Source organism: Clostridium sp. FP1 (assembly GCF_011065975.2).
GTDB classification, from domain to species: domain Bacteria; phylum Bacillota; class Clostridia; order Clostridiales; family Clostridiaceae; genus Clostridium_AD; species Clostridium_AD tagluense.
In genome coordinates, this window is record NZ_JAAMNJ020000001.1 from 2,402,851 (window position 1) to 2,415,539 (window position 12,689).

Sequence of the window (12,689 nt, forward strand, 5' to 3'; positions counted from 1 at the left end):
ATAGGCTTTATATTTTGGATAAAAAAACGATTTATATACTTTTAAGTTATTAAACATAGCCTAAATTTTAAATTAAAGTTGACTTGTTATTTATTTGAATGTCCCTAAGGCTATGGTGAAAATGGTAAGAAGTATAGAAAGGAGATAATAGAAGACTTTCTAATAGGGAGTAATTATTTGGCATAGCCTTTGGAAATGGAGGATCTGTACATACACTATCCTATCATTTAATAGGATAGTACCAGGTACCTCATGTGAAGCAAATTATGAATTCTTTAATAGGAACGAGAAGTTTATCATTAATTTTATCTGCATAAAATTTTACGATACAACTAAATATTGCCTTTACTAATTTGTATTATGTGATATAATCCTATTGCATCAATTTGATGTGGGTGGGCGAGGGATACATTAAAAGAAGGATTGACAAAATGGAAAAAATATTTAAACTAAAGAAAAATAACACTAACTTTAAAACCGAATTTACAGCAGCACTAACCTCATTTTTCGCATCAGTTTATATAATAGTCGTAAATGCTAGTATATTAAGTGATACAGGAATGCCTATGGATGCTCAAATAATTGCAACTGTATTAGCCTCACTTGTGGGTTGCTTACTAGTAGCTTTTATTAGCAATACCCCTCTGATAATAATGCCTGGTATGGGTGTAAATGCTCTTTTCACTTATACTATTGTAAGAGCTATGGGACTTAACTATCATGAAGCACTAGCCTCCGTACTTATAGCTGGATTTTTATTTTCTGTGGTAGCGCTTACACAATTATCTGAAATTTTATCAACATCTATTCCAAACAGTTTAAAAGAAGCTATCACCGTTGGTATTGGGCTATTTATAACATTTATAGGATTACAAAAGGGTGGTCTAATAGTTTCCAGTTCAACTACATTAGTCCAACTTGGAAAATTAACAGATCCTCACGTTTTAGCATTCTTAATTACTATGATAATTACTTTATGCTTATTTTTAAAAGATATACCTGGTGCATTTTTAATAAGCATTTTTCTAGGCACTATAACATCAATAGCATTTGGTATTGTAGATTTAGGTGCAATAAAATTTGGGCTTCCAAATTTTTCAGCATATAATGATTTGTTTTTCACAATGAATTTTGGCAAAATTGGTACTATACCATTTTGGGTAGCAACATTTTCTCTTACTTTAGTATTAGTTTTTGAAAACATAGGACTTCTACATGGACAAGTTGGAGGTATGTTAAAACAGCCTGAAAAAATAAACAAGGCATTGCGTGCTACAGCTTTTTCTACCGTATTTTGTGGATTACTTGGCACAAGTCCTTCAGTATCTACTGTTGAAGGCGCCGCTGGAATCGCTGCGGGTGGAAAGACTGGATTAACATCATTTTTAACAGGATTATTATTTTTAATTTCATTGTTTTTCATCCCAATAATAACCATAATTCCAAATGCAGCAATTTCTCCAATATTAATAATTATTGGTGGTTTAATGATTAAAAACATTATAAATATTGATTTCGAAGATTTCTCAGAAAGCTTTCCAGCTTTTTTAATAATAACATTAATTCCTTTGACTTATAGTATAGTTGATGGTATAGCTTTTGGATTTATAGTTTATCCATTAGCAAAAATATTTGCTAAAAAACATAAGGAAGTCTCATTAACTATGTATTTAGTTTCGTTAATATTTTTAATTTACTTTGTATTACGTGGATTAAGCTTATAATTTTATATCCTAGCCCTACAATTGTACATGTAGGGCTAGGATTTTATATAGAGACTTATATAAATATTAAAATATTACACAGGTGTTGCAATAAAGGGAAATATACTTTATAATAAGTTTAACTTAATAAATAGTTATTTAAGGTACCTTTTAAAGGTTTAATAGGGAAAGTGGTCTAAATCCACTGCAGCCCCCGCTACTGTACACGGAGACAAATTCATACCACTGGCAAAGCGCTGGGAAGGTTGGAGGAGAGTGACCCGCAAGCCAGGAGACCTGCCTAGATGATATACAGCTTTATCCTACGGAGGGAAGGGATAGCAATTATACATGCTTTTTTTTGCATTATATTGCTTTCACATGGGATGTGAAGGCATTTTATTTTATAAAATCTTTTACTCGACCTTTTGCAGGTCGAGTATTTTTATTTTTTTGATTATTTTAATTTAAAAGGTTGAAAATCCAGTTGAGAGGAGTAAATAGATGAAGAGTATATTAGTTGTTGGACATGGAAGTAGATCAAAAGATGCATTAGAGGTTTTTAATAAGGTGCTAGATAATTTTAAGTTAAAGGTAGAAGATAATGTAGAGGGGTGCTTTATGGAGTTATGTGCGCCAAACATACCGGATACAATTGATATTATGTATAAAAACGGGGCTCGCAATATAGTAGTTGTTCCATATTTTCTTTTTTGCGGAATTCATATTAAAGATGATATTCCTGGAATTTTGAAAGAAGTTAAAGCTAAGTATGTAGACCTTAAAATATCATTGGCAAGACCAATCGGATACAATAAGATAATTGCTGATATCCTTAAGGAAAATTCAGAGGGAGAATTAACATGTATTTAAAAAAACCTATGGAAATAGAGTATAAAAGCATGGATATAATTGAGGCTGAGCTTGGGGATCATGGACTTACTCCAATGGAACTTAAGGTTGTGGAAAGAACAATACATACCACAGGAGATTTTGATTATAAAAACATAGTGAGTATAAAATCAGGAGCAATAGAGGAAGGCATTAAGGCAATAAAGGGTGGATGCAGAATTGTAACTGATACAACTATGGGGCTTTCTGGAATAAATAAAAGAGCACTTGAAAAGCTAAACTGCACCGTGGAATGTTTTATTGGACACGAGGAAATATTTAAGAATGCAAAATTAAAGGGCATAACGAGATCCATGGCATCTATGGATTATGCAGCAAGAAGCCAAGTTGATATTTTTGTAATAGGTAATGCTCCCACTGCCTTATATAGAATTGGTGAGCTTATAAATGAAAATAAGGTGGCACCAAAGCTTATTATTGGGGTTCCCGTTGGATTTGTTGGGGCCGCAGAATCTAAGGAATATATTAGAGGATTTGATGTGCCTTCAATAACAACAATAGGTACAAAAGGCGGAAGCAACGTGGCAGCATCTATAGTAAATGCATTAATATATATGGCTAGTGACGGCAATCGCCATGAATGATCACTACGTAATAAAATATGGAAAAAGTCTTAGATGTGGATATACAACTGGAAGCTGCGCAGCTGGGGCAGCAAAGGCTGCAGCTAAAATGTTACTAAGTGGAGAAAAATTAGAAAATATTAGTATAGATACTCCAGCTGGAATCATTCTTACATTGAAGCTCTTGGACATTCATATAGAAAAAGATCATGCATATTGCTGTATTGTTAAAGATGCAGGAGATGATCCTGATTCTACGGACAAAATAGAGATATACGCAAGAGTGTCTAAACGAGAGGATTCTAAGATCCTCATTGATGGAGGAGAGGGCATAGGCCGAATTACAAGAAGTGGTTTTTGGGGAAAGAGTGGCACAGCGGCAATAAATCCTGTTCCAAGGAAAATGATTGCAGATGAATTATTAAAGGTGTCAAATTGTGGGTTTAATGTAGTGATTTACGCACCAAAGGGAAGAGAAATAGCTAAAAAAACCTTTAATTCAAATCTTGGAATAATTGATGGTATATCCATAATTGGAACAAAGGGAATAGTTGAGCCCATGTCTGAAGATGCGCTTAAAAAAAGTATTTATATAGAAATTGATGATGCCTATGACAAGGGAACAAGGGAAATAGTGCTGTTTCTCGGAAATTATGGTGAAAAAATTGTTGAAGGTTTAAATCTTCAGGGAGCTAAAATAAAAATATCAAACTTTATAGGTGATATGTTGCTTTACTCTAAAAATAAGGGCTTTAATAAAATAACCCTTGTGGGTCATATTGGAAAGTTATGCAAGCTATCCATTGGAGCCTTTAATACACATAGTAAGATTTGTGATGTTAGGATCGAAGCTTTTGTTTATTATCTTGCATTAAACAGCGCACCCCTTGCATTAATAAATTCTGTTAATGAATGTAAAACCTCAGAAGAGGCACTTAAGCTTATAATAGATAGCAATTATCCTCTTGTGATAAATAATATGATAGCTGGTTGTAGTGATAGAATCAAAAGATACCTTAAGGATGATGAATTTAGCATCCATGTAATTATGTATTCAATGGATTATGGAATACTTGGGAGGAAGCTATGATTAAAGTTGTTGGAATGGGGCCAGGAAATATAAATTATCTTACAATGGAAGCAATAAATGCAATAAAATCTGCAGATAGGGTTATTGCATTTGGAAGAATAGCTAGCACCGCAAAAATTTTAGTAAATGATGTTATTGAAGTAAATAGGGTTGATAGTATAATAGAAAACTTAAATGATAATGTAAATACAGCAATACTTGCCTCAGGGGATCCTTGCTTTTTCGGTATTATAGATTACCTGATAAAGAAGGGTATTGTAGTTGGAGAGGTAATACCAGGAATTTCTTCCTTCCAATATATGATGTCAAAACTAAAAAAGAGCTGGCAGGATGCCTTACTTATAAGTCTTCATGGAAGAGAAGAAAGTCTCTCAAAAGTTATTGAAAGTAGGCTATCAGTGATACTTACGGATAGCAAAAATAACCCTAATTTTATATCGAAAAGATTATATGAACTGGGGGTAATTGGAAAAATATATACTGGGTATAACCTTTCTTATGATGAGGAAGTTATATTAATTAATGATATAGGTGGCGAAATAGAAATAGCAGGGAATATATCAGTGGTGGTGATAGAAAATGAAATGGCTTAGAGATGAGGAGTTTATACGTGGAAAGATTCCTATGACTAAATTTGAGGTTAGGGCCCTCACCCTTGCAATGCTTGATATATCATCTGAAGATGTATTTTTAGATATTGGTGCAGGAAGTGGTTCAATATCTATTCAGGCAGCGGTACTTGGCGCAAAAGTATTTGCAGTTGAGAAAGAGCCTGAAGGACTAGAGCTTATTTTTAAAAATGCTGAAAAGTTTAATGTAGCAGTAGATGTCATAGGTGGAAATGCGCCGGAGGTACTTTGTAATATTGAAGGTTTTAATAAATGTTTTATTGGTGGAAGTGGTGGGAAACTTCACGATATTGTTTGCGCTGTAAGTGAAAAGCAACAAAGTGGTGGACTTATTTGCGGGAATTTTATTATCCCTGATAACATGATTCAATTTAAAAATTTGCTAAAGCAGTTAAGCTATGAAGATATTGAGGTTAGACTTATTCAATGTGCAGTTATGGATAGACTCGGACTTATGAAGGGTCAAAACCCTGTATATATAGTTAAGGGGAGAAAAATATGAGGAAGATTTATGGGATAGGAGTAGGGCCAGGGGATGCGGGGCTAATTACACTTAAGGGTTATAATCTAATTCGTAGTTGTGATTATGTGTTTTTGCCAAGTAGCAATGGAAATAGTCTTGCAGGAAAAATAGTTAGTGATTATATTGTGGACAAGAAGGTTATTGAAATTGAGTTTCCTATGGGTGAAGACAATGAGGAAAGATATATAAATGCAGCCATTAAAATAGATGAAATACTAGGTGAGGGCCAAGTTGGAGTATTCCTAACCCTTGGTGATCCAATGACCTACAGTACTTATTTATATTTGATGTTTGAGCTTAAAAAAATGGATCTCAATGTGGAAACTATTCCAGGGATAACTTCATTTAATGCAGCGGCATCAAGACTTTCATTGCCCCTAACGCTAAGGGATGAAAGCTTTTACCTTGCAGATGGGACTCTAGACGAGGAAATACTTAAGAGGGTTGATACAGTTTGTGTACTTAAGATAATAAAAAACAAATTAGATATAATGGATAAACTAACAAAACATGGGTTTGAATATGTTTGTGTGAAAAGGTGTACACAAGAAAATGAAACATTAATATATGAAAAATCAGAAATACTTGAAGACAACGATTATATGTCTTTGATATATGCAAGGAGGAAATAATAGTGATCTATTTTGTAGGTGCAGGACCAGGGGATGTTGATTTAATAACAGTTAAAGGAAGAAGAATTTTAGAAGCTGCAGACGTAGTTATATATGCAGGCTCTCTTGTATGGGAAGAACATTTGAAATTTTGCAAAAGTGGTTTTGAAAAATATAATAGTGCCTCAATGACTCTTGAAGAAGTTATTTCAGTAATGGTAAGTGAGCAAAACAGTGATAAAATAGTTGTAAGACTTCATACTGGAGATCCATCAATTTATGGAGCAATCAGGGAGCAAATGGATGAACTTGATAAACACCATATGGAATATAGTGTTATTCCAGGAGTGAGTTCATTTACGGCAAGTGCTGCAGCCATTAAAAAAGAATTTACTCTTCCAAATGTAAGCCAAACTGTAATAATTACTAGAATGGAAGGAAGAACACCAGTGCCACCTGAGGAGGATTTAGAAAAGCTTGCTTCGCATAAATGCTCTATGGCTATATTCCTATCAGTTCAAGATATTGAAAATGTAGTTGCAAAACTTATTAAGGGTTATGGAAGTTCCGATGTTCCAGTAGCAGTTGTTTATAAAGCCACCTGGCCAGAGCAAAAAATTGTAATGGGGAGGCTTTGCAATATAGCTGAAAAAGTAAAAGCTGAGGGGATAGGGAATTTTTCTCAAATTTTAGTGGGATACTTTATAGAGGGAGAATATGAACGCTCATTATTATACCATCCTGGATTTACCCATGCCTTCCGAAAGGGAGTAAAATGAAAATTGCCTGTCTTTACTTTACAAGGAGTGGAGAAGCTATTGCAGAGAGAATAAAGTATTCCTCAGATTATGAAGTACATATATACTCTAAGGAAAATTACAAAATTAATCTAAATAGTATTTTTAAGGATTATGATGGAATTGTTTTTATTTCTTCAACAGGAATTGCAATTAGAATATCAGCGCCCTTTATAAAAAATAAGACTGTTGATACTGCGATAGTTGTGGTGGATGACCTGGGAAGGTACTCAATAAGTCTTTTGTCAGGGCATATTGGTGGGGCAAATGAGCTTGCAGAAAGCATAGCAGAGTGTCTTAAATGCCAAGCCATAATTACAACAGCCTCAGATGGCAGAGGAATAGAAGCAGTTGACATGTTTGCAAAAAGAAATAATCTTTTTATTGAGAGTTTTTGCGATGCAAAAAAAATAACATCTATGATGCTTTCTGGAGAAGATATAAAGATCCAATCTGAAATTGAAGCTAAAATAGGATATGGAAGTATTGTAGAGCATCATGAAGCAGGAGCAATATTTGTTTGTTCAAAACTCCATATTAATTATGATAAACCTAGTTGCATTTTAAGACCTAAAAATATCACAGTAGGACTAGGTTGCAGACGTGGAAAAACCATGGACGAGATAATTCATGCGCTAATGACAGTATTTATTGATAATGATTTAAGTATAAATAGTATAAAACAAATTGCAACCGTTGATGTAAAGCAGGATGAAAAAGGCATAATAGATGCCTGTCAGTATTTAAAATGTGAAATGCTGGTAATTTCAAGGGAAGCTATTAAGGTAGTTCAGGGTAGATTTAATAAAAGCGCATTTGTTGAGCAGACAATTGGAGTATCTTCAGTATGTGAGCCCTGCGCGTATATTTCTGGTGGAGAAATAATAGTTGGTAGAACTGCAATAAATGGGATAACTATTGCTATTTCTAAAGGAGGAAAATAATGGCTAAACTTTACGTAGTTGGTATTGGCCCTGGTGGTCTTGATAATCTTACATATAAGGCGGCAAATGTAATAAAAAAATGTGAAGTAGTGGTTGGATACAAGTTTTACATAGAATTGGTAAAAGATATAATAGTAGGTAAAAAAATCATTTCAACTGGTATGAAGGGTGAAATTGAAAGATGCAAATTGGCCTTGCAGGAAGTTGAAAATGGAATTGATACCTGTATTATAAGCACTGGAGACCCAGGGCTTTATGGTATGGCTGGGTTAATACTTGAACTAGCTGGCGATATAGAAGTTGAGGTAATTCCAGGAGTTAGTGCTGCTTTTTGCGCTGCATCAGAGCTGGGAGCACCTATTATGCATGATTTTTGCACAATAAGCCTTAGTGATTTACTTACACCTTGGGAGGTTATTGAAAAAAGGCTTGAAGCGGCAGCGAGTGCTGATTTTGTAATAGCTATATATAACCCAAAGAGCAGGGGCCGAAAAATTCAAATAAAAAGAGCAAATGAAATAATAAGAAAGTATCAGAATGGAGAAGTTCCAGTAGGGCTTGTAAAAAATGCAGGTAGAGAAGGTAATGATAGGAAAATGGTAACTCTTGACACTGTGGATTTTGAATTTATAGATATGATGACAGTTGTACTTATTGGTAATAGCAAAACCTATATAAAAGATGGTAAAATGATAACTCCAAGGGGTTACAACCTTTGATATGGATTATTGGAGGAACCACAGAAAGCACTATTTTAATATCTAAAATAAAGGGGTTACTTAAGTATATTATATCTGTTGCAACCTATAGTGGCAGTGAGGTAATAGACGATGAACATGAGAATGTTGTGGTTTCGAGAATGAATTATGAAGAAATGCTAGAATTTATCAAAATAAAACACGTTGAGACTGTAATAGACATGTCCCACCCTTACGCAATTGAAGTCAGTGAAAATGCACGACTTGCCTGCGAGAAGGTTAAAATTAAATACTTGAGATTTGTACGTAAAAAAACTGAATTTGAAAATGTTGTTTATGTTAACAACATATCAGAATGTATTGAATTTTTAAAAGGAGTTCAGGGACATATCCTATTTACAACTGGGATTAAGAATATAAAAGATTTTGAGGCGATAAAAGATAAGCAGAGATTTATATATAGGGTACTTCCCACAATATTTAGTATTCAGGAGTGCGTTAATAACAATATTAAAATGAAGGACATTATTGGGATGCTAGGACCCTTTTCTGAAGATCTTAATATTAGTTTATTTAAGGAATATAATGCGGATTATGTTGTTATGAAGGATAGCGGAAGCGTTGGGGGAACACCAGAGAAAATAGAGGCTTGTTTTAAATGTGGGATTACCCCTATAGTAATTGGACGTGGATTTGAGGATGGAATAGGTGATATGGATAAATTACTAGCCATGATTTTATGATTGGACTAATATAAAATATGTATTTAGAGAGGTTGGGTCATGATTTGGGAATAATAATAGCTTCAAGAAAAAGTAAGCTAGCACAGGTTCAAACTGATCTTGTTATGAGTATGATATACGAAAAACATAAACTAATTTGTGAAAAGCTATTAATGGATACAAAGGGAGATAGAATACTTGATGTAAGCCTTGATAAGATAGGTGGCAAGGGCGTTTTTGTAAAGGAAATTGAAATTGCAATGCTAGAGGGACGTGCAGAAGCCGCTGTTCATAGTATGAAGGATGTGCCTTACGCCATGCCAGAGGGCTTTGAAATAGTTTCAATGCCCATTCGTGAGGATGCTCGGGACGTTTATGTATCTATGAACGGTATTCCTCTTGAGGATTTACCAAAGGGCGCAAGAATTGGGACAAGTAGTCAAAGGCGTTCTGCCCAGATTATGAAACTAAGAACAGATGCTGTAATGGTACCCATAAGGGGAAACATTCAAACTAGAGTGGAAAAAATAGAAAGAGAAAACTTGGATGGCATTATACTGGCAGCAGCTGGACTAAAAAGGTGTGGTATGGAGTGTATTATAACTCAGTATCTCGATGTGGATGATTTTGTACCTGCTATTGGTCAAGGGGCCCTTGGAATTGAAGCATTAAAGACAAGCTCATATATTGATATATTAAATAGCATAGAACACCTGGAAACTAGGATATGCGTGGATGCAGAGAGAAGTTTTATGAGACGATTAAATGGAGGCTGTCATTCTCCAATTGGAGCATATGCTAGGATACAAAATGAGGACATGTATATAATGGGCGTATTTGAGATAAACGGAAAATTTATTAAAAAAGATATATTGGGAAGCAAATATGATTATATAAGGCTTGGAGAATTGCTTGGTGAAAAGATAATAAATGATTAAGGAAAGGCGGTGCTTTTTATGTCAAAAGTATATTTGATTGGAGCAGGCCCTGGAGATGAGGAACTTTTAACACTTAAGGGTAAGAGAATTCTTGAAAAGTGTGATGCAGTTTTATATGATAGGCTTGCAAATGATAGTCTTTTAAAATATTTAAATGAAGAATGTATAATATATTACTGCGGTAAGGAACCTGGATGCCATTACAAAACCCAAGAAGAAATAAATGATATGCTTGTAAACCTAGCACGAGAAGGAAAAACCATCGGAAGAATAAAGGGAGGTGACCCATATATATTCGGTAGGGGTGGTGAGGAAGCCCTAAGACTTGAAGATGAGAAAATTGAATTTGAAGTAATTCCAGGAATTACCTCAGCTATAGCTGTTTTAAATTACGCAGGAATTCCTGTAACTCAAAGGGGAGTATCGCAGAGTTTTCATGTATTTACTGGACAAAGTGCAGAGAAATTAGATATAAACTGGAAAAGTGTAGCTGGTTTAACTGGAACATTGATATTTTTAATGGGACTTAAAAATATAGAGATTATAACGAATTCACTAATAGATAATAATAAAGATGCAGAGTGCCCTTGTGCTGTTATTATGAGGGGAACTACTTCAAAGCAGAAAAAAGTTGTGGGAACTCTTAGTAATATATGTAGTAAGGTAGCAGTATCTAAACTTGCATCTCCCTGTATAATTGTAGTTGGAGGAGTTGTTGGTTTAAGTGAGAAACTTAATTGGTATGAAAGAAAACCTCTATTTGGGAAAAACATATGTATAACACGCTCAAAGCAGCAAAGCGAAGAAATTAGTGAAAAACTGCTTGATTTAGGTGCCCAGGTAACTGCCATAAATTCAATTAAAATAGTGGATACCTCAGAAAATTTAGTGAATTATATTAAAAACCTAAATTTATATGATTATCTAGTTTTTACAAGTGTAAATGCTGTTAATTTATTTTTCAAATATTTAAAGGCTAGTGCATTTGATATTAGAAAAGTAGGTGGGGAATTTTGTGCAATAGGTCCTGCTACAGCCCAGGCAATAAGAAACATGGGAATAAACCCATTAATTATTGCAGAGCAATTTGTTTCTGAGTCTCTTCTATTAGAGATTAAAAAACATGCAAAACCTGGTGATAAAATATTAATTCCTGGGTCCAAAAGTTCCAGAGCATATCTAGGAGATGAACTTAGAAAACTTAATTGCGATGTGGATGAGGTTCCTATTTATGAAACTGTGGAGGGCACACTTCAAAATGAGGCTGCATTTGATAATGTGGATATTGTTATTTTCACAAGTCCTTCAACGGTTAAAAATATGATATCAATGCTAGGAATAAATAGAATAAGAGAAAAAGAATGTATAGCCATTGGTCCCATAACGGGCAGTGAACTCAGTAAAAACAATATTAAATATAGTGTATGCGATGAATATTCTAGTGATGGAATAATCAAAAATTTGTTGCAATTAAAAGGAGAAAAAAATGATTAATAGAAGAAGAAGACTAAGAGCAAGTACAGCAATAAGGGATTTAGTAAGAGAGACAATATTAACACCTAAGGACTTTATATTACCAATATTCGTTGTAGAGGGTGAAAATATAAAAGAAGAAATTTCATCAATGCCAGGAAATTATCATTATTCAGTGGACAGGCTTTATGAAATAATAGATGAGGTTGAGAAGGCTGGAATCAGGGGTATCATTTTGTTCGGACTTCCAGATACAAAGGATGAGGTTGGAACTTCCGCTTGGACAGATGATGGAATAGTTCAAAGGGGTGTAAGAAAAATAAAGGAGCTTAATAAAGAACTTTTAGTAATTACAGATATATGCATGTGTCAGTTTACAAGCCATGGACATTGTGGAATAATGGACGGGTGTGTAATTGATAATGATGCAACACTTCATTATTTAGAAAAAATAGCGCTGTCCCATGCAAAAGCTGGAGCGGATATGGTAGCTCCATCTGATATGATGGACGGAAGAGTTGGGGCTATTAGAAATATCTTGGATGAAAATAATTTTAAAAATGTATCAATAATGTCTTATAGTGCAAAGTATTCATCTGCATTTTATGGCCCTTTTAGGGAAGCTGCTCACTCTGCACCACAATCTGGAGATAGAAAAACATACCAAATGGATCCAGCAAATATACGTGAAGCAATGTGCGAGATTGAGGATGATATAAAAGAGGGTGCTGATATTGTTATGGTTAAGCCAGCAATTTCATATCTTGATGTAATAAGATGGGCAAGGGATAGATTTGATGTGCCAATAGCAGCTTATAGTGTAAGTGGTGAATTTGCAATGGTTAAGGCTGCAGCTGAAAAGGGACTTATTAATGAGAAAAATATTGCAATGGAAATGTTAACATCAATAAAAAGAGCGGGTGCGCATATTATAATTACTTATTATGCAATAGATGCTTGCAGATGGCTTAAGGAAGATTAATTTTAAGATGGAAATATAGTCATAATGCTCACTGGTCAATATAAAAATACTGACTAGTGAGCATTAAAATTTTAAATAGTATTAATTAAAACACATAAATCTTT

General features: G+C 34.2%; 14 protein-coding genes and 1 riboswitch. All 14 genes read left to right on the top strand.

All coding sequences use genetic code 11. The features are described 5' to 3' along the window. Positions 1-431: 431 nt before the first annotated feature. Positions 432-1,724: an NCS2 family permease gene (locus G9F70_RS11555; protein ID WP_164946901.1), complete on the top strand. Its 1,293-nt coding sequence runs from the start codon at positions 432-434 to the stop codon at positions 1,722-1,724. 124 nt (positions 1,725-1,848) lie between these two features. Then, positions 1,849-2,023, top strand: a riboswitch (cobalamin riboswitch). 184 nt (positions 2,024-2,207) lie between these two features. After that, entirely contained in the window at positions 2,208-2,576 is a 369-nt protein-coding gene (locus G9F70_RS11560) for a sirohydrochlorin chelatase (RefSeq protein ID WP_164946900.1), read from the top strand. Beyond that, complete coding sequence (locus tag G9F70_RS11565; RefSeq protein WP_224617847.1) at positions 2,561-3,199, top strand: precorrin-8X methylmutase; 639 nt, start codon at positions 2,561-2,563, stop codon at positions 3,197-3,199. Before G9F70_RS11560 ends, G9F70_RS11565 begins: the two co-directional genes overlap by 16 nt. Then, on the top strand, positions 3,192-4,268 hold the full coding sequence (gene cbiD / locus G9F70_RS11570; protein WP_164946898.1) for a cobalt-precorrin-5B (C(1))-methyltransferase CbiD: 1,077 nt from the start codon (positions 3,192-3,194) through the stop codon (positions 4,266-4,268). The genes G9F70_RS11565 and cbiD overlap by 8 nt, the downstream gene beginning before the upstream one ends. Next, a complete protein-coding gene (gene cbiE / locus G9F70_RS11575; RefSeq protein ID WP_224617530.1) occupies positions 4,265-4,861 on the top strand; it encodes a precorrin-6y C5,15-methyltransferase (decarboxylating) subunit CbiE in 597 nt (198 codons plus the stop codon). The genes cbiD and cbiE overlap by 4 nt, the downstream gene beginning before the upstream one ends. Continuing rightward, a complete protein-coding gene (cbiT, locus tag G9F70_RS11580) occupies positions 4,848-5,399 on the top strand; it encodes a precorrin-6Y C5,15-methyltransferase (decarboxylating) subunit CbiT (protein ID WP_164946897.1) in 552 nt (183 codons plus the stop codon). Before cbiE ends, cbiT begins: the two co-directional genes overlap by 14 nt. Beyond that, a complete protein-coding gene (cobI, locus tag G9F70_RS11585; protein ID WP_164946896.1) occupies positions 5,396-6,052 on the top strand; it encodes a precorrin-2 C(20)-methyltransferase in 657 nt (218 codons plus the stop codon). Before cbiT ends, cobI begins: the two co-directional genes overlap by 4 nt. A 2-nt stretch (positions 6,053-6,054) precedes the next feature. Continuing rightward, the gene (gene cobM / locus G9F70_RS11590) at positions 6,055-6,810 is read left to right on the top strand and encodes a precorrin-4 C(11)-methyltransferase (RefSeq protein WP_164946895.1); all 756 of its coding nucleotides are present in this window, start codon (positions 6,055-6,057) and stop codon (positions 6,808-6,810) included. After that, positions 6,807-7,772 (top strand): cobalt-precorrin 5A hydrolase, encoded by a 966-nt coding sequence (cbiG, locus tag G9F70_RS11595; protein WP_164946894.1) that lies wholly within the window; start codon positions 6,807-6,809, stop codon positions 7,770-7,772. Before cobM ends, cbiG begins: the two co-directional genes overlap by 4 nt. Next, a complete protein-coding gene (gene cobJ / locus G9F70_RS11600) occupies positions 7,772-8,491 on the top strand; it encodes a precorrin-3B C(17)-methyltransferase (protein ID WP_224617531.1) in 720 nt (239 codons plus the stop codon). The genes cbiG and cobJ overlap by 1 nt, the downstream gene beginning before the upstream one ends. Continuing rightward, positions 8,488-9,213 carry a precorrin-6A reductase gene (cobK, locus tag G9F70_RS11605; protein ID WP_164946892.1) on the top strand — a complete coding sequence of 242 codons (726 nt, stop codon included), beginning with the start codon at positions 8,488-8,490 and terminating at the stop codon, positions 9,211-9,213. The genes cobJ and cobK overlap by 4 nt, the downstream gene beginning before the upstream one ends. A gap of 44 nt (positions 9,214-9,257) precedes the next feature. Continuing rightward, positions 9,258-10,130 carry a hydroxymethylbilane synthase gene (gene hemC, locus G9F70_RS11610; RefSeq protein ID WP_164946891.1) on the top strand — a complete coding sequence of 291 codons (873 nt, stop codon included), beginning with the start codon at positions 9,258-9,260 and terminating at the stop codon, positions 10,128-10,130. Between the two features lie 18 nt (positions 10,131-10,148). After that, positions 10,149-11,624: a uroporphyrinogen-III C-methyltransferase gene (gene cobA, locus G9F70_RS11615; RefSeq protein ID WP_164946890.1), complete on the top strand. Its 1,476-nt coding sequence runs from the start codon at positions 10,149-10,151 to the stop codon at positions 11,622-11,624. After that, complete coding sequence (gene hemB, locus G9F70_RS11620; RefSeq protein ID WP_164946889.1) at positions 11,617-12,585, top strand: porphobilinogen synthase; 969 nt, start codon at positions 11,617-11,619, stop codon at positions 12,583-12,585. The genes cobA and hemB overlap by 8 nt, the downstream gene beginning before the upstream one ends. Positions 12,586-12,689 lie beyond the last annotated feature (104 nt).